The following is a 23,378-nucleotide window of genomic DNA, read 5'->3' as shown; positions in this document are numbered from 1 at the left end:
CGGATCGGCACTCGAGACGCTTAGCGGTGCCATAATAATCCGTCCCGGCGCGGAATCGCCACCAGAATGACTCGCGTCAGCGTCATTATTCCGACGTACAACCGAGCCGAAACACTCCCTCGAGCGATCGATAGCGCACTCGAACAGACCGTCGAGGACCTGGAGGTCGTCGTCGTCGACGACGGGTCGACCGACGAAACGAGTTCGGTGCTCGCCGAGTACGACGATCCTCGGGTCCGCCCGGTCGTTCACGCGACCAACCAGGGGGCTAACGTCGCTCGAAATACCGGTATCGATCACGCGCAGGGCGACTACGTCGCGTTTCTCGACTCGGACGATACGTGGCTGCAAGGGAAACTCGAGCGACAGCTCGCGGAACTCGAGGACCGCTCGAGCGAGTGGGTGGGCGTCTACTGCGACTCGACGTTCGAGTTGTCCGGGGCGGACGGACGACTTCGAAGCACCGTCGCGAGCGCACTCGCTACCCGCGACGAGACGCCGACGACGGAAGGGGACGACGAACTGATCGGCGAGATCCTCGCCGACAACGTCCAGCCGGGCGCGGGATCGACCCTGCTCGTTCGCACAGACGTTGCCGAGGAAATCGGCGGTTTCTCCGAGGAACTCGATCGGTTTCAGGACCCGGAGTTCTGCGTTCGAGTCCTCAAACAAGGGAAACTCGCCTACGTCGACGAGCCGCTGGTCGTGCGCGATGAGACCGGCCATCCACCAGCTTCGGTCGTCGCCGCTGCCAGCGATCAGTACCTCTCGATGCACGAAGAGACCGTCGAGTGCTTCGAGGACGAGGGGTTCGAGATCCGCTCGAGCCACGACCTCATTATCGCGAAACGCTACTTTGCTGACGGAAAGCCACTCCGTGGGCTGTGGCACCTCCGAACGGCCGCGGCGTCACCGCGCAACTATCCGGGGCTTTGCTGGGCCGCTGGATCCGGCGTTCGACGCCGTCCGCTGCCGATCGCTACCGCGCTTGTTTCTCTCTTGCTCGTGGCGGTCATCGGCGGAACGATTCTCTCTCGTCGACTCCTCACGTAACCGATTGCGGTCTTTCTCCTATCGATCCCTCCAGTAATCGGATGATCGTTTTTCCCGCTTTCCTCGAGTACTCAGTCGAATCGCACGCTGTGCGGTTTTTCTTGGGGACGCGTGGCTAGTCGATGACATCGAACTCGTCGAAACGGTTCCGCGATCGCTGTACCGTTTTGACTGTTGTATTCCGTTTCGAGTAATGGGATGCCCTGATATCGTAGAAACAAACCGGTTTGCGGAGGATTTGTTCTATATGTCGCGTTCTCTCATTGATGCTGTCGATTTGATCGACGCATCGCGGAACCCACCGCGGTGGACACGCTAGAGATAAACGGCAGCTACGCCCCTCTAAGTATCGTTCTGGGGTGCTGGACAGAACGTATCGCCACGAGCGACAGTATTATCCAACCGGTAGATGCGCTTGAGCGAAAGCGTGCCGGTCGCTCGAGGGGTCTCAGTCGATACGAAGGTCAATACGAATCCGAGGATCGCTAAGAAGGGTGTCTCTGGCGCCTGAGCGCTTAATTGAGTCATAATTATTGGACGGTCCCTCGAAGGGAGAACAACGAGGTGCACGCTCACTGGTACTCGTCAGGCGGGGGTTCCACAGCCACGGGTTCGGTCGAAGACCGCCCACTCGTTCACCGAGGTGGTTATAGACGATGAACAAGGAGCTCTTCGGCGTATTTGGAAGTATCGAGACGTTCAATCGGTTCCGGTCGAACGACGAGTTCGACGAAGTGCTCGAGGGAGCGACGATAACCGCCGGTATCAGGGATTCCGGACTCGGCACACCGGGATGGAGTGCTACGCATACCGCCGCAAACGGAATTTGTCTCGTCTGGGGTGAGGTATACGTTCCTGGCGACGAAACGAACGCTGCTCGCTGGTTACTCGAGCACTATCCGAGCGCCGGAACCGACGCACTCGAGAAACTCAATGGATCGTACCTCGCCGTCCTCGACATCGAAAGCGCCGACCGAGCGTTCGTCGTCACCGATATGGTCCGCTCTCGATCCTGTTTCTATACCGATGACCCCGGTGTCCGCGTCTTCGGGACCGATGCCGGCGAAGTCGGCCGAACGCTCGAGACGCCCTCGCTCGACCGGAACGGGGTTCTCGACTTTCTTCATCTCGGCGTGACGCTCGGAGAGAAAACGTGGGTGGAGGACCTTTCCCGGCTCCCGATCGATAGCCGACTCACCGCAGATTCCGTTGAGCAACTCGATCGGTTCGTTTACCGACCGCGCGAGTTCGACTACGTTTCCGAGCTCGCGGATCGGCTCGAGCGGGCGCTCGAGCGTCGGTCGATACTGCCGGGCGAGAGCGCGCTCTTGCTCTCGGCGGGGTACGACTCGCGTATCATTCTCTCGCAAATCCCGGAAATCGAACGGAGTTACACCGTGGGGTATCCGGACGGGCAGGAAGTAGACGGCGCAAAGCGCCTCGCGAATCAGTACGGCGTCGATCACACGGCGTTTCCGCCCGACGAGCGGTACCTGCACGCCGACGAATCGAAGGTTCGCTACTCACAAGGCATCAAAGAGTCGCTGCACATCCACCACGCCGGATACACTGACGAAATGGCCGCGGATACGATCTATCACGGCCTCCTCTGTGACACGTTCTTTCGAGGTCACTTCACCGAACAGGCCGGGATCGACGTCTTCGGTAAACGGATCTGTTTCAACCGACTCGAGGCGAACCCGGATCCAGTCGAGGTGTTGCTCGATCGATTCGGGTACGTTCCCGAGGCGAGTCTCGACCTCGCCGATCGACTGCCGTTCGATCACGACGTCGAGACGTACGTCGAGGATGCGGTCGCCGAGGCGGTGGACTCGATCGCCGATAGAGCCGACCAACCCCAGCACGAACTCACCGGCTGTGGGATCGCAAACCAGCCGTCGATACCGTTTCACAACCACCTCTCGGATAACTTTTTCACCGCGTTCATCGCGACGGACGCCGAGCTGGTCGAGTGGCACCTCCAGACACCACCGGAACACCGGACGACGGAAACGTTCCTCCGCGCGTGCGAGCGCATCGACGAAGACGTGCTGCGACACCGCCCGCCAGACCGACCGTACGATTCAGCGCTTCTCAACGAAGCGGAGGGGTTTATCCGACGGAAAACACCGTTTCTACCCTCGTTCGACCCGCCCTGGCCGGACCGCGAAACCCTCTTCGATCAGTACTGCGTCGATCAACAACTGCTCCCCCAACTCGAGCGTGCACATCCGCTCCCGGCGCGGCACAAACTCCGAATCAACGACGTCCAACGGTGGCTCGGTAGCTGGTCGGATAGTGAGGGTCCGCTGTCGTCGTGGTTAGGGCCCCCGGAATCGTCTCTTGCATAGGAAATTTCGTTGAATCAACGATCTTTGCGAGTTCCTACACACCACTCACGATCGGAACGGCCCCCGATACAACCGAGTCTCATTCTCGATGGAGCTGCAATAGTTAACTGTTGGACCGTTTCTCGAGATTCGATCGGTGAAGCGTGGGAATATTTATGCACTGTGAAGAATTAGCGTGAAACATGCGTCTGACGAGTGATAAGGAGCTGATGTATTCCGAACACGGGGATCGACGCGCAGGGCCGGCCGCGTCGGAATTTATCCCCGCGTCGGAATTTATCCCCGCGTCAGATCCCGGTTTGTATTCAGTACTCGAACAAATGGGGACGCCAGCCACCGTAGACGAAGTCGTCGACTACCTGATTCAACCTGCGGACCCACCCATCGAAACCTGGGGAGACGTCCACGAGCAACTGTACGAAGAACGACTTCCTGCTCTCGACGATGCGGGATTTGTCGAGTTCGATCAAGTGAACGGAACGGTGACCGTCCTCGAGCCCGAGCCGGACGACCACCAATTGGTTACTCGAGCGCTCGTCGGCGCCGTTTCGATCGTGATTTTGGTTGTACTCTTCGTGATTATCTAGACGGGCCTCGACGACGCGAGTATGGGTTATTACTTGAAGAATCGACGAACGGTCAACACGGTGAACATCAACAGTATGAGCGCACTGAGACCGATCCCCGAAAAGAACGAGACGATCGGCATTTCGAACACTGCACCCAGGAGTATCACGTAACAGAGGACCGTCGCTCCGATGTACGAATCGTCCCAGTTCGTCGCCTCGACGTCGTCGTCACTTTCCGAGTCAGTAACCGGATCTACCTGGAGATAGCGGTCGACCTTATCTGCCAGTGGTTTCCGCTCAACGATGCCACGGTTTTGTTGATAGTCGATTATTCCCGCCTTATCAAGTTTCGAAAGGTGGGACTGGTACAGCGGAATGTACACGCGCTGGCGCTGGGTCGATGTGAGCTCTTCGACGGTGGTTTCGTGCTCCCACGCTGCGACCTGCTCTGCAACGTCTCGCATGCGCACTGGCCCTTCAGTATGACGAAGATACTCGAGAACCAGCCGCCTACGCTCGTTTTGCAGCAGGTGGAATATTTCGTCTTTCGGGAAGGTGTCGTCCTCGGACTCGAGTTCACCTTCGTTATTCTCGTCCCGTTCCCCCTGTTCTTCCGAGCTGATATATGTCGACTTCATCGTGGTGATTCTCACTAATCAGAAGGTGATAATAAAGGATTGCAACCGTACATCTTTCGTAATTTTATTTTCACCCAGTTCATCTGTTGGAGATTGATTTTTGGTTATTTTATTCCTCCGTATCTGTGTCCCTAATACGTGAATAAGCAATAATTTAGAACGTGATGCCGAAGGTAATATCGTCATATCTGTACATGATGATAACCGATATTACTCCTGAATTTGCAGCCATTCCCGATTCTGAAACAGTCCAGAACCGACGAAATCCTTATCAGAGATATTCCTGATCGATTCGTTATAGATAGGGTGATATCACCCCTCGAATGACCCCCGATTTACCCGGCTTACATGGGCGATAATAAACCGTGAGCCCCCCGAACGAGAGGGTATGAGTGACACCAACTGGTGGTTCATCGACCTTGCACTCGTTATTGCGGGTACGGGGGCCATCACGCTCGGACTGTTTGGCGGTGTTTCGGGGTATGCGCGGATCTTGTTGGCGCTACCGCTCGTACTCCTCTTTCCCGGATACGCACTCGTTGCGGCAATTTTTCCGGATACGGTTGGCGACGATCAACAATCGTTCGACGACGAACGAACCGGCCTCGGTAGATCGGTACTGTTGAGCGGTGGAATAGAGCCGATAGAGCGCTTCATTCTGTCGATCGCGTTCAGCGTTGCGCTCATCCCCGGAATCACCCTCATTACGTCCGTAACCCCATGGGGTGTGACCTCCGAACCGGTACTCTTCGGGGTTTCATTAGCGACGATCTGTCTCGCGCTCATCGCGATCGTCTCTCGGTACCGAGTCTCACCCGAGGATCGATTCGCTCCCTCGCGGATACTCGTGTTACCGATGCTAACTGGATCGGAATCGTCGCCGTATAACAGGACGAATACGGGACGGACGAACACGCGACCCTACAACGTCGCGCTCGTGGTCGGCCTCTGTTTGCTCATCGCCAGTGCCGGATTCGCCGTGGCAAATCCGGCCCAACCTGACGGCTTTACGGAGTTTTCCGTCGAAACCGACGAGGTCGACGGCGATACGGAAACGATGTACGAACCGACGTTCACCGCGGGAGAGTCCCAGGACGTTCCGATTTCGATTACGAACCAGGAGCAAAGCGACCAGACCTACACCGTCGTCGTCCTCTTCGAACAGGTCGAGTACGGCGAGGATTCGACAACGGTCACGGAACGGGAGCGACTCACCAACAAATCGATAAGCGTTTCCGACGGCCAGACGCACAACGAATCACTCGAGATAACGCCACCGACGGACGGTGAAAACCATCGACTTACCCTCTTGTTGTACACCGGTGACCCGCCGTCGGACCCGACGGCTGAAAACGCGTACGAACGCGTTCGTCTTCCGATCGAGGTTCAGTAGTCGACCACGTACCGACTCTTTTCCGAACGCACGGATTTCTGAGCGGGTTTGATTCGAGGCTCGAGTTCCCAGCCATCGAGATGGCTTCGCGACGAGTGCACCGGTCAGAGCGGCGCTCTGTCGATTCGGTCTCGGACACCGCACGTTGGGGTCGATCATCACGGAGAAGAGTTACCGACGACGTGACCCGCTGTCGGACCCTGCTTCATCGGGACTTCTGCGACTGTTGAGCGTCTTCTGAGGCCAACCGAAACACCTGCGGAGTTTTCCATTGGGTGAGACGACCGTCGTTCTCGAGCGAACCACACCGTGTGAGGACCGGCTGCTTCGATCGACGAGAGGCTGATCGATGAGGCCAATCGATAAGGGGCTGGTCGACGGAAACGTCGTCCCAAAGCGGGTGAGGGCCCCTTTCTCATAATCGAAGAATCGCGCTGTCTGCCAGCTCGAGAAGCGTCGTGTGCCGGCGACACAAGCGATAGCGGACGATTGGTCGTTTGGTGCGATAGATCTGTTCAGTCGCTCCGTGAACGCCTTGCCGGCACGTGAATCCCCGCGAGTGTCGACAGGACAACGGCATAATGGGGCCTGTTGTGAGGTGGAGAGAAGCGCCGCCCCGTAAACGACGAGAATGCGGCGTTTCCGCTCGAGGTCACGGAACGATTCGTTCCTCGAGTATCGCGAAAACGGTGTCCGAACGGCCAAAAATCTGAGTGTGAAATCGGCGTCTATCGCCGGCAGCGACCGATCAAGCGGCGTTGGTCGCGGGTGATGGCGTACACAACGAAACGTCGCCGTTCGTGTACACGACCGCTTGCTCGGGTCTGCAGACTCGGTCCTCCGAGGGCGATGCCATCCGTTCCTGACCGTTCTCGTCTACGAAGAACGTCGCGTCGGTCGATTGTTCCGTCCGATAGACGGTGTAGTCGTGCTGTACGCTTCCGTTTTCAGGTAACGTTACGGGTCCGGTAGACGGATACGCCCCGGTTCGGCTAAACACCGTCATATAGGGGTGATCCGTGTACAGTTGCTGATTCGGGCGGATTTCGTCACCGTCCGGAGATCCGGTTAGATCGCCGATCGATTCGACCGCTGCAAGCTCCGATTCGTCGTACGCGAGGCGCTCGTGCTGGTCCGAAAAGATCGGGTTTTCTGCGTTGCTCTCGACGGCAACGATCATCGCACCGGGATAAATGAGCGTGAACACCAGCAAGATGCTGACGACGATCCCGGCCGAGAGGTTTCGGTTGAGCGACCGAAGCCCGATCGCACCGAGGATCGCCATCGGCGCGTACAGGAACGCGAACCACCGCGTCGGAATGAAGTTGCGGATTCCGAACATCGGAAGGACGAGGATGAACACGAGCATGATCGCCGCGGCGAGCAACAGGGTGAAGACGGACTGCTCGGCTCGACGTCTGTGGACGACGTACAGACACCCGGCGAACGTCAAACACAACAAGACCAGGAAACCGAGATTGTCGAGATACGGCACCGCCTGCTCGAGCAACGTCGTCGCGGCCTGGGTACTGCTCTCGGCATCGCCGCCTGAGGACCCGCTCGCAATATTGAGAAAGCCGGCGCTTTCCTCGAGCGTTTCGGTGAAGAACAACAACACCGTCGCGAGGAACGAGTTCTCGCCGTACGGGGTAAGCGACCAAATGAAGATCGTCAGCCCGAAGTTGAAGACGACGAGTCCGAACAGGTTGACCGGCTTTTTCGCGCGGAACACGCTCGTGTCGAGGCGAGTCAACCCGAAGGGGCCGAAGACGAAGATGATCTGTGCGACGAACGCGGCCAACAACAAGACCAGCATGATGAACGTCGACACCTGATGGGTCAGAATAATCGCGATGCTAAAGAGGATCAGAAGCGAGAAATCCCGCCCCGTATATTCGACGCGCATTACCCTGATCAGGGCGTACAACAGTCCGAGGAAGAAGACGAGTCCGAGGCTGGTCGGGATGAGATGCATTCCCCACATCGACACGTAGTTGGCGAACGCAAAGAGCGCGGCCGACAGCGTCGCCCAGCGGGCCGAGACCAGCAGGTTGGCCGTCGCGTAGACGAGAAGGATCGCGAACGGCATGACGACGCCCACCGAGAGATACAGCGCGCTTCGAAGCGGAACGTCGTAGATGAACGAACTCGCGACGACCAGCAGGTGGTAGAACGGTGAGCCGTAGTGTTTATCGTGGGAAATCGCCCCGAGCATCTCCGCGTCGCGGATCTGTTCGACGAACTCCATGTGCGTCCAGATGTCGATGCCGATGTATCCCGGTGTCGCGTACAGCGCGGCGAATCGAAAGACCAGCGCGAACAGCACGATCTGCAGGAGAACGACGCCCCGGTTGAAATCCCGCTCAGACGTAAAGACGATCTGAACGAGAACGAGCGTCCCAATCAGCGCCGAGAGTCCGAAGAAGTAGATGGTGCGTTCTCCTTGCAGGACAGTCAGTACGACCATCGACGAGAGCCCGACGAGTACGAGCGCCGGCATTGACAGTGCGACGCTCGAGGGGAGCGCCGGCAGCGCGTCCGCCTCGGTCCGTTGGTACAACGAGACGAGATACAGCCCGCAGGCGAGTCCGAGGACGATGGGGACCGTCTTCAGATAGATCTGGGAGACGAACAGCTGCAGCGGCAACAACGCCAGTGCGATCAGGAGGCCGACGACCGCAGCGATCGTATCGAGCCGAAGCGGCCGAAGCTCCGAGAGCGAACTATACTTCACGCGCAACACCCCTCGTGGCCCGCACCGATCCATTGGCCGCGAGGACCCGTCCGTACAGGGACGCGAGCGCGTCGCCCATCGACTCGAGGCTGAGTCCGTCGATCGTCTCCCGACCGTCAGATCGAGGGCGCTCCTCGGCGATGGTCTCGAGCCCGGCGATCAGGTCGTCATCGCGATCGCTGACGACGCAGTGTGACACGTCGCCGACAGTTTCGGAGACGAATCCGACGTCCGTCGAGACGACCGGCAGGTTACACGCGGCGGCTTCTTTGACGACCATGGGTCCGCTTTCGCGTTTCGACGTGACGAGGAGGACGTCGCTTGCGTTCATGTAATAGGGTATCTCGTCGTGGTCGACGCCGTGTACCGTCCGCAACTCGAGGTCCGTGTCCGTTCGGTCGACGAGCGCTCGAGCGCGCGAAACGTCCTTGACCGATCGATCCTCGTCGTACGGAAACAGCGCGATCGGTCGATCGGCTCTCCAGCCGACGCGCTGGCGCGCGCGGATCTGTGATATCGGTCTAAACAGGTCAGTATCCACGCCGAACGGGATCAGTTCGTGGGAAGTCTCGAGCCGCTGTGCTAACGCCTGGCTCGGAACGATCACGGCGTTCGATCGGCGGGCACCGAATCGGCTGAGCGATCGAAGCCAGTCCTGTTCGCTCATCAGGTCGGTTCCCCACAGGGTGAGGACGACCGGGCGGGTCGGCTGGGCGAGCGCGAACGGAGCGGTGAGACCGTAGTTCGCGTGGACCAGATCGAAGTCGGTCGCCCGAATTCGCGAGAGGATCTTCGGGTAGTATCGCACGTAGTCAAGCGGCGTGCGGCCCGCGTCCCCCTCGTACTCACCTGGGACGCCGAGAACCGTACACTCGATGTCGCGATCCTCGAGGACCGATACCTGCTGTTCGAAAAACGGCCGGGGAGATGTAACCAACTGTAGTACCTTCATGATCCTATCCAGGGTTCGTTGCGCGTGCGGACCGATCCGTATCGGCCGCGGGCGCTATCGATTCGATTTGTTGAACGATCAGGTCCGTCACGTCGATGCGCTCTTCGAGCAGTCGCGCTCGCCTGCGTTCCCACGTGTCGACGTCGTCCGCCGACGATTCGACGATCGAGACGGCCTTCTCGAGGGATCGGGTGTGCCGATCCTCGTCGTTGAACGCGAACAGGAGCCCGTACTCCTCCTCGAGTTCGGTGGTGTAGCCGAGCGACTGGGAGTTGACGTAGACAGACGGCGTCCCGAGTACCGCGGCCTCCGCCGCCGTCGTCGCTCCTTCGCCGACGACCACGTCGGCGAACGCGAGGAGGTCGTGCATCCGTTCGGGCGGCGCGGTGAACTCGTAAGGCTCGAGATCGGCCGGCGGATCGCCCTCCGCCGTGAGCAACACGTCAGCACCGGCGTCCTCGAGTCGGGAAACGACCTCTCGAGGGTCGTCGAACCCGCCCTGACCGACGTCGTGTGAGGCGTCCCAACTGCTCAGGCGAACGATGGCGAACGTATCATCTGCATCCAGGCCGACGGTTTCGAGGACACCCTGATCGGGTTCGAACCGATCGGGGTGGAGGTATGCGAGTTCGTGATAGCCGGGGTAGGTGACCTGCTTGTCACCGATATCTTGCTCGTAGCACTCGGGCGTACAGATGACGTCGGCGAACGGATACCCGAGCTTTTGGATGAGCGCCGCGTGCTCCGTGTCGTAGTACACGAGACTCTTCGTGCGCAACACCGTCGCCACGTGAGCCGCCGCGACGCCACCGATCGCCGTGATGACGTCCGGTTCGATCCGCTGTGCGCGACGGAGCAATCGAGCCTCGTAGGTCGCCTGGACGGCCGCCAGCGAGCCGATAGAGTTGGACTCGCCGGCCAGGAGTTCGTACTCAATCCCGTAGGCTTCGAGCAGGTCGGCCGCGACTTCGCTCTCTCGAGCGAAGACGAAGACGGTGTGGCCCCGCGCGTCCAACTCCGCGATGGCGTTGCGAAAGAAGTGGACGTGACCCGGATGCTGAATCGTGACGATGATCTTCACTCGTGAGCTCCCTCGTTGGTGGCACGTCGGTTACCGGCGGGTGCGGACCTCTCTCGAGCGATCGGGACGCGGCTCGATGTCTTCGATCGCGTCGAAACGGTCGCTCGAGTCCGCGTCTCCCCCCATACGTCTATCCCTTCGGTGGTGTCGGTCTGGCCCGAATCGATCATAACTTCCGATATTCGAACCCCGCGTCCGTCGCGTCCCCTTCCTCGAGCGCGCCCGTCACGTCGATCAGGGCTGGATTCTCGGCGACATCGCTGGCGACGGCGGTGAGGTCGATGTGTTCGAACTCGGCGTGTGGGGTCGCGAGTAAGATTGCGTCGAAGCCATCGAACGACAGCGTCTCTTGGACGTCGATACCGAAGGCATCTCTGACGGCGTCGTTGTCCGCGAACGGATCGTAGCCCTCGATATCGATGTCGTACTCGTCGAGCGTCTCGATGACATCGAAGACTTTCGAGCTCCGAATGTCTCCGACGCCCGGCTTGTATGCCAGTCCGAGGACGAGCACTCGACTCGTACTGAGTGCTTTTTGACAGTCGTTGAGCGCCCTGATCGTGAGATCGGCGACGTGGGCTGGAACCGATTCGTTGACCTTTCGGCTCGTTTGCATCAGTTCGGGATCGAACCCTTCCTGGGCCGACCGGTACGTGAAGAAGTACGGATCGACCGGAATGCAGTGGCCGCCGACCAGTCCCGGCCGATAGCCGTGGAAGTTCCACTTCGTGCTCGCGGCGTCGAGTACCGCCTGCGTGTCGACGTCCATGTGCTCGAACGCGATGGAGAGTTCGTTGACGAAGGCGATGTTGAGATCCCGCTGTGAGTTTTCGACGACTTTCGATGCTTCGGCGACCTCGATCGACGGCGCGCGGTGGACCCCGGCATCGACGATCGACTCGTACAGCGTCGCGACGTCCTCGAGAACCTCCTCGTTTTGTCCGCTGACCACCTTGACGACGTCCTCGAGTCCGTGCTCTGCGTCGCCGGGAGTCGCCCGTTCGGGGGAGTAGCCGACCCAAAAGTCCTCGCCCGCGGTCAGCCCCGATTCTCGTTCGATCGCCGGAATGAGGACCTCTCGAGTCGAGCCGGGGTAAACGGTCGACTCGAGGATGACCGTCGTTCCGGCGTCGATTTTCGACCCGACTGTCGTCGCCGCGCTTTCGACGTAACTGAGATCCGGCCGATCGTCGTCTCGAACCGGCGTCGGGACAGCGATGATGACGTACTCCGCCCGACTCACCGCCGCCGCATCGGTCGTATACGTGAGTTCGTCGTTCTGGATCGCCTCGTCGCTCAGATCGCCAGTCGTGTCCGTGCCCGACTGCAGCGTTTCGACGGTCGAGTCATCGACGTCGAAGCCGATCACACGGTAATCGGACTCCGCAAACCCGACCGCTAACGGAAGACCGACGTACCCCAGACCGACCACGCAGATCGTCGGTTTGTCGACGGACGGTTCCTGGGCGTGCTCGAGCGAAACGCTCTTTCGCCCGGCGTTGACTGGTTGCTGACCGGTTTCTTGCTCGCCAGTTCGATCCTCAGTGTCGCTAATTGGTGGAGTCATGGGTACTGTCTCGTTGCAGGTTCGATCGCACGCGGACGTGCGACGGAACCACGCTGACGGTGGTTCCGTGTTCGTGGAACCGGCTTCAGACTCGACAAGCAGGTTTGATCGGTTTACTATACCGCAGATAAACAGTTGTCGCACGGTCACCTGTCTCTGAATGTGCCGAAATAGGCTTCGATAGCCCAAATACCGTCCAAACAGCGATTTTCATCGTCTCGAGAGTTAGCAGGCTGTTAAACGAAGCTGTATAAACCCATAATGAAGGTGCTATAGGTCCAGTACATAATACGATCAGCGTGACGCCGGACGACTCCGTTCGGCCACGCACCGATCACCAAATGGCGAAACTATGGTGCTCAGCTCACAGCCAGATATCAGCGTTCTTCGCGCCGTGATGACTAGCAATGACGCTGTCAATACCGCTCTGGATTCGGCGTCTCATCTCGCCGTTCCGGACGTATTGTCAGTCCATGTCACAGAAATAATCGGTCCAGCCGGCGGCTATCCGCTCCTTATGCAGATGGTTCGAGCAGTGTCAGGTTGGGAAGCAGTCCTAATCGTGGTCCTGTTTTTGATGATCTCGGCTCTCGTCGGAATCCGCGTCACGGAAGCGATGTCCGATCGGGAGATGTCGGTCCCGACGCAGGCACTTTCGACCGACGATCAGCGCGAACCGGGCCCGGAAGACGACCCCGAGCCGACTGAGCAACCGCCCACCTACGAAAGCGTGGTTTCGGCCGAAACACCGCCTGAACTTTTGAGCGACGAAGGACAGGTCGTTCGGTTGCTCGTCGAGAACCACGGTCGGATCCGCCAGCACCAGATCGCAGAAGAGACCGGTTGGTCGAAGTCGAAAGTCAGTCGGACGCTTTCGAAAATGCACGATAACGGGACGATCGAAAAGACGTCTCTCGGCCGAGAGAACGTCATCACGCTTGCGAAAGACGGCATCGACGACTCCAATCAATCGGATTCGGATAATGTCGGTAACCCGGTCGCATAACCCTCGAGAAAGAACGTTCGATCCCTCGTCACATACTCGGTTTATCGTTTGACGAGTCGGTATCGAGCACCGATTTCGCCACGCCGTGATCGCGATACGAACCGTAGTATCCTATCTACCCGGGTTTTCACCGCTATCCGTTGGCTGTCGGTTCACGCACGCGAGTTCTTGCGCGACAGTATCAGTACCTGTGTGTTGACCAGTCACTTCGGTCAGTCAGAGAGTCAACTTAGCTGGTTGATAACGGCAAGAAGAGACCATGATGGGCCCATATCGACGTAGTGCAACTATTTTCCGAACGAAGAGCGGTTGTCTGACGATCCGGAGCAAGAAAATAACACACTCTTTCCGTTACATTGCATAGATTGTAGAGATAATTTCGTTGTGTGGGAAAATAGTGAGCAAATGAGCGGTTATACACACAATAGGTGGTAGCTTATCCGCGGTATAGTAATGCCCCGATAGACCAAGGTACTAGTAGATACCTGATCCGTCCCGCTGCGGACGCCATATACGGGTATGAGATAACGATGATACGAAACACCACCATATCTGAGGCCGCTATCTCGAACCGAGCTGTCAGCGTCTCCGTCACCACTCGGCGCAAGTTCGACAGCCGTTCAGTGACAGATGCGACACCAGGGTCGAACCCACGGACGTTCGCCGCGCCGTCGACAACAGAGGTGTGTCGTTAATGTGTGGGATTATCGCACGGATCGGCCACGGAGATGCCGCCGAAACGTTGCTATCCGGCCTCGAGAACCTCGAGTACCGCGGGTACGACTCCGCTGGTATCGCCGTCCAGAACGGGTCGGGCGTCAAAGTACACAAGTGCTCGGGAGAGGTGTCCGAACTCAAGTCCCAGCTCGAAGCGCGTCCGAACGGAAACATGGGCATCGGTCACACCCGCTGGAGCACCCACGGGCCGCCGACCGACGAAAACGCACACCCTCACACCGATACCGTCGGTGATGTCGCGGTGGTTCACAACGGCGTTATCGAGAACTACGACGAACTCAAAGCCGACCTCCGATCGAAGGGCCACGAGTTCGAAAGCGACACCGATACGGAAGTGATCCCGCACCTGATCGACGAGTATCGACAGGAGACCGGAGATACCGAAACCGCCGTTCAGAAGACCGTCTCGACACTCGAGGGAAGTTACGCGATCGCCGCGATCGTCGACGGAGAGGAAGCGGTCTACGCCGCTCGAAAGGGATCGCCGCTCGTGCTCGGTCTCGACGACGACGAGTGGTTCCTCGCGAGCGACGTTCCCGCCTTCCTCGATTTCACGGACGAGGTAATCTACCTGGAGGAAGGCGACCTCGTCGTGCTCGAGCCAGACTCATACCGGATCACGGACCTCGAGGGAAAGCCGGTCGATCGCGCGACCGACACCGTCGACTGGGACCCCGAGGATGCAGGCAAAGGCGAGTTCGACCACTACATGCTAAAGGAGATTTACAACCAGCCCACCTCGCTGTCGAACACGATCGAAGGCAGGGCCGGCGACGGCGAAGTCTCTTTCGAGGACCTGAGCCCGGGGACGTTCAGCGATGTCGATGCCGTCCAGTTCGTCGCCTGCGGAACGTCCTACCACGCCGCGATGTACGGCGGCCAGTTGCTTCGGTCGGCCGGAATCCGGACCGAAGTGCTCCGGGCAAGCGAGTACGAATCGACGACCGGACCGGTCGACGAGAACACGCTCGTCGTCGCCGTCACCCAGAGCGGCGAAACCGCCGACACCCTCGAGGCCGTGCGAGAAGCGACCAGCCGGGGCGCTCGCTCGCTGGCGGTGACCAACGTCGTCGGCTCGACCGCCGCTCGAACCGCCGACGACGCGGTCTACATTCGAGCCGGCCCGGAAGTCGGCGTCGCAGCGACGAAAACGTACTCCTCGCAGGCGGTCACGCTCGCACTGCTCACCCAGCACATCGCAAGCGACATCCCCAACGGAGAACCGACAGCCGACAAATCGGCGCTGCTCGAGTCGTTGCAGGACCTCCCAGAACACGTCGAAGCGGTACTCGAATCGAGTCGGGCCGAAGCCGTCGCCAGAGAATGGTTGGACAGCAAGTCGTACTTCTTCATCGGGCACGGACTCAGCCACTCGGTCGCGCTCGAGGGGGCGCTGAAGTTCAAGGAGATCACCTACGAACACGCCGAAGGGTTCGCGTCGGGACAACTCAAACACGGCCCGCTCGCGCTCGTCACCGACGAGACGCCGATATTCGCCGTCTACACGGGAGGCGGCGACGAGAAGACGAAAACGAACGCGATCGAAGCGCGTTCGCGGGGTGCGCCGATTATTGCAGTCGGTCCCGACGAGCATGCGCTCGCCGACGAGGCCGATACGCACCTCTCGGTTCCGGACACCCATCCCGTCTGGGCCGGCCTGCTCGCGAACGTCCAGTTGCAACTCGTCTCCTATCACGCCGCGAAGTTACTCGAGCGACCGATCGACAAGCCGCGGAATCTGGCGAAAAGCGTCACGGTCGAGTAATGCGTTCTCGTTCCTACTAACGATCGACTTCGAAGCTGTTTGTTCTCGACCTGTCCGAGCGTCCCATAGAGTCGATGGCTCGAGTCGCGAGTCCAGGGAGCTCCCCGTCTGGTACTCGTTCGTCGTAACCGTTTACTTGAACGTCGTTGTTCGTGATCGGCTCCGATACTCTCGGGAACCGATGTGATGACGACAAAGCCCAGATAGAGCGCGTGCGAGTCCACGACGGATTGTGATACGGGTGTCTGGCGATTGACCCTGTCGCCACAGATTCTCATCCGAATGTCTCTCCGTCGGCGAACTCTCGAGACACGGCGTGCGATCAATTCCCGACACCGAAATCTCGAGAGCGAGTCAGGTATCGTCGAATCATCGTGTGTCAGTCGCGTACCGATCGTGGTTGCCGAAATGTGTCGCGTGACTCCTGACTGACCTCTCGTCGCTGCGAGCGGATATGGTGTATCCGTCCCGGTGTCGTCACGATGGAGTGTCACCTCGTTCGTCAGATCCGTACCGTTCACAGTCGATCAGCGATGCAGCTTCGAGCAACTGCAGGCAGAGCCAGTTCGTATTGGGCCGCACGGAGAAAACATAAGACGCGGGCCGCCACCGGAAATCTACTCCCTGATTCGATTCACTCCTGCTCGAGCTCGAGCGTGACTTCTTCGTCACCGCCGTCGATCTCGACCTCTGTTTCGGTGTCCTCGTAGCCGTCCGCCGTGGCCGTGATCGCGTACGTGCCGTTCTCGCGCTCGAACTCTGCCTCACCGTCGTCGTTTACGTCCTGTTGGTCACTATTGAAGGAGTCAAAGAAGTCACCGTCGGCGTCTTCGACCTCGACCGAGGCGTTATCGAGCGAGTCTCCGGACTCGTCCTCGACCACGGTCGTCAGCGTGTGTGGGCCCCCGTCGTTCGAATCGTCGGCACCGTCGTTCGAACTGTTGTCGTTCGTATCGTCGGTCGCCTCGAGTTCGAGCGTAACGTCTTCGTCGCTACCGTCGATCTCGATCTCTGTTTCGGCGTCCTCGTAGCCGTCCGCGGAGGCGGTTATCGTGTACTCTCCGTCTTCGATGGAGAACGCGACCTCGCCGTCGTCGTCGGTCGTCGCTTCCGCGCCCCCGCCGGAGCCAGCGTCGACCGCCACTGTCGCGTTCTCGAGTACATCACCGGTATCGTCTTCGACGGTAGTGGTGAGCGTCTGTGACTCGTCGGGTTCATTCCCGTCGTTGGATCCATCACCGTCACTTCCGTCCGATCCATCATCGTCACCTCCGTCGGATCCGGAATCGCCGTCTCCGCTCCCGTCCTCAGCGCTTCCATCGCCGTCGCTACCGCTGTCGTCTTCGCCGCCGTCATCGCCACCGCCCTCGCTACTGCTATCGTCACTGTCATCTTCATCCGTCTGTTCTTCGACTACACCGCTACCATCGTCGCCGTCGGTACCGGCTGAACCGTCATCAGTCGACGGTGAGTCGCTAAACCGATCGCTGACAGTTTCGAGCGCATCGTTGACCGAGACGCCACTCGCCGCGAATACGACTCCCGTTACTAACAGGATGACACCGACGACAGTCAAGAGGATCTGGATACTGGTTTGTAGCGAGCGAGTCCGCGAATTCTGTTGTTGAGCACTCGGGGGCATAGTAATCAGTATCGGCTATCGGCTCGCACCGTTTTCCGTCGGGGCGATCAACGCTGTCCAAGCTGTCTCGAGTAAGAGACGACGTAGCGACTGTTCAGGCGTCAGTCCCACACTTCCCCACCAGAGCCCAGGTTCTGGGCACCGGCTCGAGAGGTCAGGAGGACTTTCCGGTCGAACGGATGGTTCGATCGGTGACGACACAGATTTCTGCATTACGAGTACGGTTTCTCCTCTGGGTGGTTCACTATAGGGTTGGTAAGACTATTTCAGATCTAAAACGATATCTCCCTCTCCATCGAGAATGGCCGGTGGAAACACCCCCCGATACGCCTCTCCATGGCCCTCATACCGATCGTCTCGCATCTTGTAGCGACGGTCCGACGGGGGCCGTTAGGTCATCCCCAAACCAGCCGTATCGGAGCTCCTCTGTGGGGTCGATCGAGAAGAACCGATGATCTCGATCCCGCTGGGGCCACGCTGGACGTTTAACAGGTCCATATTATCGGTGCTAGGTAGATTCCGTTCGAATATGAGCGGCTACACGCTTGCGTTCAAACCCGCAATTGGTCTGTACGGGCAACACGATCCGAGTGCCGTTCTCTTCGAGGACGGAACGCCCGTATTTGGCGTCGAAGAAGAACGACTCACCCGTCAGAAACACGCCCCCCAAACCTTCCCGACGAACGCGATCAACGCCTGCCTCGACTATCGCTCGCTCGAACTCAGCGATCTCGACGAGATCTACCTCCCGTACGACCCTAGCCTCCGCTCGAAAATCCGCTCACATTACGTTACCGACGCCGTCCGCGCCCCCGGAATAACGAGAAAACTCTCCGCCCTCGAAGACGTGCTCGTCACGGAGTTTCAGAGCCAGTTGTTCCCAACACGAAAGATCGAGTCTCAGCTCGAGGATATCGGGACGCCGGTGCCGCCGATCGAGTGTCTTTCGCACCACCGATGTCACGCGGCGAGTGCGTTTCACCCCTCCGGCTTCGACGAATCGCTCGTCCTCACGATCGACGCGAAAGGCGAGTACGACTCGACCGTCGTCTGGCGGGGCGACGAGAGCGGGTTAGAGCGGGTCAAGACCTACAATCATCCGAACAGCCTCGGGTTGTTCTTCGCAATCGTCACCGAATATCTCGGGTACCGAATGTTCAACGGCGAAGGGAAGATCATGGGCCTCGCTCCCTACGGAGAGGAGAACCCGCAAATCGAACACACGCTGCGGACCTTGATCGATGTCGGCGAGTCATACGACGTCACCGATCTTACCAAGCGGTGGGGGACCGGTCACGGAGTGAACCTGCTCGAGGACGTGTTCGATCGCCCACGTAAAGACGACACCGACGAGTTCGATCAGTGGGAAAAAGACCTCGCGTACACCGCACAAAAACTGCTCGAGGAGACCGTTCTCGATATCGTCGAGACCCACACGAAGACCGTCGACTCGAACAACGTCGCGCTCGCCGGCGGCGTCGTCCTCAACTGCAAGCTCAACAAGCAAATCCGAGAGGCGGCGTGTGTCGACGACATGTTCGTCCAACCAGTCGCAAACGATGCGGGACTCCCACTGGGTGCAGGCCTGGTCGGGCAGTCGCCCGGAAACGTCGATCGGTTCTCGGAGGTGTACCTGGGTTCGGCCTACGATTCGAGTGAGATCGAAGCACAGCTCCAGACGACGAAAATCGGTTACTCCGAACCCGAGGATCTCGAGCAGTACGTTGCCGAACGACTCGCCGACGGTGCGCTAGTCGGCTGGTTCCAGGGGCGTACGGAGATGGGCCCGCGCGCACTCGGTGCGCGAAGTATCCTCGCGGACCCGCGAACGACCGAGTCACGCGATCAGGTCAACCGGTTCGTCAAACACCGCGAAGAATGGCGGCCGTTCGCCCCGTCGATGCTCGAGGAGGCTGCCGAGGAGTATCTGGTCGACGGTCAGCCGTCTCCGTTCATGATCGAGGCGTTCGATATCAAACCCGAGAAAGAAGACGAACTGCAGGCGGTCGTCCATCCCGCTGACGGTTCGACCCGCCCGCAGACGGTTCGAGAGGATCAACACGGCCGGTACTACTCCCTGATCGAAGCGTTCGGGGACATAACCGGCGTGCCGGTCCTCCTGAACACGTCGTTCAATGATAACGGTGAACCGATAGTCAACACGCCAATCGAGGCGGTCAAAGACTTCTACGGGATGGGACTTGACCTGCTCGTCCTCGAGGACTTCGTACTCGAAAAAAAGACGTCACAATCGCTGAAAGGCCATACCGTCGAGGAGACGATCGAACCGGCTGAGTCCCACCACGCCGAGTACGAGCGAACGACACCGATCCGAAACTGATTCCAGTCGGTGAGGAAATTCCGGTACGACAACACGGACGACGTTAGCCCGTTCCAACGCTCTCACGTCACGCTGGCTCGAGTTAGTACGGAGATGTCAAGCCGCGATCCGACTAGTTTCCCCCCTGATGGACTCCAGTATCTTTTAGCTTGTCTGGATCGGCAAACGGATTTCGGCCGGAGATACGCTCAGATCCGCTATCTTTTCTGATTTCCTTGCCAAACGCAGGACGTTGACCGGATGTGCTTCCAGCGGTCTGCTCAGTGGGCTGCTTTTCGTCGCAGTTTCGTTTCTTATGAACTCGTAGACTTAATTTCTTGCTGAAAGATTCATCACAGTATTCACAGTGATACGCCTCTTCGGTAGCGGACTTTTTCGCCTCTCTTGCAGTTTCACGTTCGTCACAATTTGCAAGATGCCCATTCAAGGCAGCTACCGACTCGTATTCGGCCCCACAATGTTCGCATTTGACGTTTCTCGATCGCTCCTCGAGAAATGCCGATTCCTCGATGTCGGCTCGTAGTTCAGATCGTATTCTCTCGGTCTTGGACTCCCCCATTTCTGGCGGCTGATTCAATTTTGCGACGGTACATAGCTCACCGACGGCCTTTTTCTCAGAGGCGCTCAGATGGTCCGTGTGGTTAGAGAGCATCCACCGAACTCGCGCCAGCGTTTGTGGCGGCACCACAGCGGTTGCAGTCGATTCAATATCGACTCCTCCCAAATCAACCTCGAAATGGTCAGCGGCTGGTTCTATATGCCGAGATAACACCCCGAGTTTGACGATTGGAGCAGGAATCGCACAGTGTTTGGGGAGCGTCTCAATTACCGCCCAAAACGGACTCGTACAGCTCAGATCTGGCCCGTCACCCTGGTGGATCAGCGTCAATGAACCACTTTCTTTCGAGGCCCAGTACATAGTACAGCTGTTATCTGACAGTCATATAATATTGTCGTCCCTATCACATCTCACTCTCTTCCTGCTCGTTTTAGACATGACTGTAATCTCAATGGACCGGATGTACGTTCAGACAGGTTTGAGAGAGTACTCTCTGGTGGTTTTCCGCTTACTGTCGGTCTTACTGAAATTCAAGGAGAAAGCCCCCGCTCTTTGGGGCATGGCGAGAGCGCTCTCGCTATCATTCGAGAGATGTACGTCTCTCGCAATGACGAGACGGCAGAGCCCTCTCAAACCACAACCGAAAAGCGGAGCTTTTCGGGGATAGGGATGAATCCGATTCGAATCAGAGGGTCGATTTCACGGCTCGCACGGCGATTCACACAACCAGGCGGCGCTCCTCGAGTTGTTTGCCGTAGAAGTGCTCCGACAGGGATTCGAACCCTGGTCATTGCCGTGAGAGGGCAATATGATTGGCCGGACTACACCATCGGAGCGTGCGCTTATTCCTACTGCCGACCGTTGTTTAAGCATTCCGTTTCGACTCTGCAGTGGCGTCCAGTGACATACGCGCCCGGGCTTATTCGTCGAACGGAGACTTCGTCGCCTCCGGTTCGTGGCCCTCGAGGCTAATGATGTTCTCCCGACCAACGCGGAGTTTGCTGATGGTGCCATCGTCTTCCATCTCTGAAAGCAGCATGCTCACCTTCGATTTCGACCAGCCGGTCTCATCGACGATGTCAACCTGTTTCATTCGGCCTCCGTTCTCTTCGATTAGCGTTACGACCCGATCCTCGTCAGTAAGTAGTTCCGCCTCCTGCAAACCTTGTGAGGCCGCCCCAGTGGTTGCTGTATCCCCTGTGGCTTCCGCTGAAGATCCGTCGTCCTCGGGAGATAGTTCGACCGATGGTTCGTCGGTACTGTAGTATCGGACGAGAGCTCCTGCACCGACCAGTGCGGCGATGAGTAGCGCGATCACTAAAAGCGGGCTGGTCCCGTCCCCACTGAACATATCGAACGCACCCGACAGCCCTGTCATGCTTGACCGTTCGGTATTCTCGAGAACGATTCGCGGTTCGCCAGGGATGAACTCCATTTCGCCGGACCAGGTGACCCTGTGGGCGTCCTCTAGGGAGTCGCCGTTGTACTCGCCGTCCTCGTGTATTGACTGGAACGCGAGCGAGTCGTCGACGCCGACAGTAAACCGTTGATCCTCGAGCAGTACCCACTCGTCGAAGACATCGCCGGCTCGTACCGTCCCGTCATTCTCGACTTCCGCAAATCCGTTCCAGACGAACGACATTTCCACGACGCCGGTGTCGTTACCCGTGTTGCCGATCCCTTCCTGGTCCACGTATGCTTCCCGCTCGAAGTCAGTTGCCGTTGCGTCTCGTCCCGAGTTTTCGGCACCCGATTCGGTCAGATTCTCCGCCTGATTCTGAAAGCCGCTATAGAGCTCACTGTCCTCCGATTCGAAGTCGTCCGCCCAATTGGAGAACGCCTTGGCCTCGTCGCCTTCCTCTCCGCTTTCATTATCGAGTGCCCGCTCGTACTGGAACGTCCAGGTGGCGCTTCCGTTCTCGTGAATCGTTACTTCGAAGGCGACCTCATCGAATTCCTGATCCGTTTCGGTTGGCTCCACACTGGGTTCGAACGGGTGTTCGTCAACGGATGATTCAGTGTCACTGACAGTCGTTACACCCGCTGAATTGCTCGCGAGAGTCGACCCGCTGAGAGTTCCGAGGACAACGAAGAGGACGAGAAGTCCTACTAAAGACGACCGCGTCATTCGTCTACTACTACGCGTCAGTGCTAAAAGTCCTTGTGAATAGCGACCTACGTACACTCACGACAGTTGAACGGTATTTGACCGGATTTCTCAATATCGCCGACGAGAACGCGTTCAGAAAGATCTGGATCGTCCAACAGTCGCCACAGAAAGCAGCCCGGAGACGCCAGAACCCTGTGAAAGAAGGCGGAAACGCGGAGCGTGTTCAGCCAGGCGAGCGATTGGGCGATGTCGATACGCACAAAATGAACGGACCCGTACACTCGGTATGGTCGAAAACCTCGCCGAAGACGTACACGCGTTCACGAGCAACGTATTTCTGGTGACGGGCGATCGAACGGTCCTGATCGATGCGGGCGCGAATTTCGACGTCGTCTCCGCGATCGAGTCTCGAGTCGACGATCTAGACGCCGTCGTCCTCACGCACACGCACAAAGATCACGTCGCGAATCTCGAGGCGGTCAAAGACGCCTTCGACGTCGATGCGTGGGGATTCGATACGTCGGTCGACGGCGTCGACCACGAAATCGAAGACGAAGAGACGGTCGTACTTGGCGACCACGAGTACGTCGCGATGCACACTCCCGGGCACAAAGACGACCACCTCTGTTTTTACGCCCGCGAGCCCGGCGTTCTCTTCGCTGGAGATCTGATTTTCGAGCACGGAAGCTACGGGCGGACCGACCTCCCAGAGGGAGATCACCAGGAACTCGTCTTGAGCATCCACGACGTCCTCGATATGATCGAGAAGGACCTGCAGGTTATGCATGCGGGACACGGCCAGAGCGTCACCACTAACCCCTACGGCTCCGTCGATCTCTCGGCCCAGACAGCACTCAACGACGCCGAGTGAAAGGCAGT

Annotated in this window: 16 protein-coding genes and 1 tRNA gene; 8 read left to right on the top strand and 9 right to left on the bottom strand. The window is 58.6% G+C overall.

From position 1 onward, the window contains the following. Window positions 1–66: 66 nt before the first annotated feature. The 3 genes from HALLA_RS08745 (at window position 67) to HALLA_RS08735 (ending at window position 3,991) form a co-directional block, all read left to right on the top strand. Window positions 67–1,053: a glycosyltransferase family 2 protein gene (locus HALLA_RS08745; RefSeq protein WP_049952992.1), complete on the top strand. Its 987-nt coding sequence runs from the start codon at window positions 67–69 to the stop codon at window positions 1,051–1,053. 656 nt (window positions 1,054–1,709) lie between these two features. Next, the gene (locus HALLA_RS08740) at window positions 1,710–3,404 is read left to right on the top strand and encodes an asparagine synthase-related protein (RefSeq protein WP_049952991.1); all 1,695 of its coding nucleotides are present in this window, start codon (window positions 1,710–1,712) and stop codon (window positions 3,402–3,404) included. 182 nt (window positions 3,405–3,586) lie between these two features. After that, a complete protein-coding gene (locus HALLA_RS08735) occupies window positions 3,587–3,991 on the top strand; it encodes a hypothetical protein (RefSeq protein ID WP_157231352.1) in 405 nt (134 codons plus the stop codon). Between the two features lie 29 nt (window positions 3,992–4,020). On the opposite strand, the gene HALLA_RS08730 is transcribed toward HALLA_RS08735, so the two are convergent. Then, window positions 4,021–4,611 (bottom strand): DUF7344 domain-containing protein, encoded by a 591-nt coding sequence (locus HALLA_RS08730; protein WP_049952989.1) that lies wholly within the window; start codon window positions 4,609–4,611, stop codon window positions 4,021–4,023. Between the two features lie 388 nt (window positions 4,612–4,999). On the opposite strand from HALLA_RS08730, the gene HALLA_RS08725 reads away from it, so the two are divergent. Further along, the gene (locus HALLA_RS08725; RefSeq protein ID WP_049952988.1) at window positions 5,000–6,004 is read left to right on the top strand and encodes a DUF1616 domain-containing protein; all 1,005 of its coding nucleotides are present in this window, start codon (window positions 5,000–5,002) and stop codon (window positions 6,002–6,004) included. A gap of 748 nt (window positions 6,005–6,752) precedes the next feature. Here HALLA_RS08725 and HALLA_RS08720 read toward each other — a convergent pair. From HALLA_RS08720 to HALLA_RS08705, 4 genes are all read right to left on the bottom strand, one after another. Then, window positions 6,753–8,738 (bottom strand): DUF2206 domain-containing protein, encoded by a 1,986-nt coding sequence (locus HALLA_RS08720; RefSeq protein ID WP_049952987.1) that lies wholly within the window; start codon window positions 8,736–8,738, stop codon window positions 6,753–6,755. Next, a complete protein-coding gene (locus HALLA_RS08715) occupies window positions 8,728–9,690 on the bottom strand; it encodes a glycosyltransferase family 4 protein (protein WP_049952986.1) in 963 nt (320 codons plus the stop codon). Before HALLA_RS08715 ends, HALLA_RS08720 begins: the two co-directional genes overlap by 11 nt. Window positions 9,691–9,694: 4 nt before the next feature. Continuing rightward, a complete protein-coding gene (locus tag HALLA_RS08710; RefSeq protein WP_049952984.1) occupies window positions 9,695–10,771 on the bottom strand; it encodes a DUF354 domain-containing protein in 1,077 nt (358 codons plus the stop codon). 166 nt (window positions 10,772–10,937) lie between these two features. Next, window positions 10,938–12,338: a nucleotide sugar dehydrogenase gene (locus HALLA_RS08705; RefSeq protein ID WP_049952983.1), complete on the bottom strand. Its 1,401-nt coding sequence runs from the start codon at window positions 12,336–12,338 to the stop codon at window positions 10,938–10,940. A 577-nt stretch (window positions 12,339–12,915) separates the two neighbouring features. Between HALLA_RS08705 and HALLA_RS08700 the strand changes: the two genes are divergently transcribed. Both HALLA_RS08700 and glmS read left to right on the top strand, forming a co-directional pair. Further along, window positions 12,916–13,344: a helix-turn-helix transcriptional regulator gene (locus HALLA_RS08700; protein ID WP_242406157.1), complete on the top strand. Its 429-nt coding sequence runs from the start codon at window positions 12,916–12,918 to the stop codon at window positions 13,342–13,344. A 694-nt stretch (window positions 13,345–14,038) separates the two neighbouring features. After that, window positions 14,039–15,847, top strand: a complete 1,809-nt coding sequence (gene glmS / locus HALLA_RS08695) for a glutamine--fructose-6-phosphate transaminase (isomerizing) (protein WP_049952982.1) — start codon at window positions 14,039–14,041, stop codon at window positions 15,845–15,847. 634 nt (window positions 15,848–16,481) lie between these two features. On the opposite strand, the gene HALLA_RS08690 is transcribed toward glmS, so the two are convergent. Beyond that, window positions 16,482–17,489 (bottom strand): carboxypeptidase regulatory-like domain-containing protein, encoded by a 1,008-nt coding sequence (locus tag HALLA_RS08690; RefSeq protein ID WP_049952981.1) that lies wholly within the window; start codon window positions 17,487–17,489, stop codon window positions 16,482–16,484. A gap of 529 nt (window positions 17,490–18,018) precedes the next feature. On the opposite strand from HALLA_RS08690, the gene HALLA_RS08685 reads away from it, so the two are divergent. Then, the gene (locus HALLA_RS08685; RefSeq protein ID WP_157231350.1) at window positions 18,019–19,830 is read left to right on the top strand and encodes a carbamoyltransferase family protein; all 1,812 of its coding nucleotides are present in this window, start codon (window positions 18,019–18,021) and stop codon (window positions 19,828–19,830) included. A 112-nt stretch (window positions 19,831–19,942) separates the two neighbouring features. On the opposite strand, the gene HALLA_RS20595 is transcribed toward HALLA_RS08685, so the two are convergent. From HALLA_RS20595 to HALLA_RS08675, 3 genes are all read right to left on the bottom strand, one after another. After that, window positions 19,943–20,749 (bottom strand): C2H2-type zinc finger protein, encoded by an 807-nt coding sequence (locus HALLA_RS20595; RefSeq protein ID WP_157231349.1) that lies wholly within the window; start codon window positions 20,747–20,749, stop codon window positions 19,943–19,945. Window positions 20,750–21,150: 401 nt separating this feature from the next. Further along, window positions 21,151–21,225 (bottom strand) — tRNA-Glu (locus HALLA_RS08680). An 83-nt stretch (window positions 21,226–21,308) separates the two neighbouring features. Further along, window positions 21,309–22,370, bottom strand: coding sequence for a helix-turn-helix transcriptional regulator (locus tag HALLA_RS08675; protein WP_049952980.1), 1,062 nt, complete (start codon window positions 22,368–22,370; stop codon window positions 21,309–21,311). 415 nt (window positions 22,371–22,785) lie between these two features. Here HALLA_RS08675 and HALLA_RS08665 point away from each other — a divergent pair, with 415 nt between their 5' ends. Continuing rightward, window positions 22,786–23,370: an MBL fold metallo-hydrolase gene (locus HALLA_RS08665; protein WP_049952978.1), complete on the top strand. Its 585-nt coding sequence runs from the start codon at window positions 22,786–22,788 to the stop codon at window positions 23,368–23,370. Window positions 23,371–23,378 lie beyond the last annotated feature (8 nt).

The sequence above is a fragment of the Halostagnicola larsenii XH-48 genome, from assembly GCF_000517625.1.
Taxonomy (GTDB): Archaea; Halobacteriota; Halobacteria; order Halobacteriales; family Natrialbaceae; genus Halostagnicola; species Halostagnicola larsenii.
Note: the sequence above shows the minus strand (reverse complement) of the source record. Positions and strands in the feature narration are given on the sequence as shown.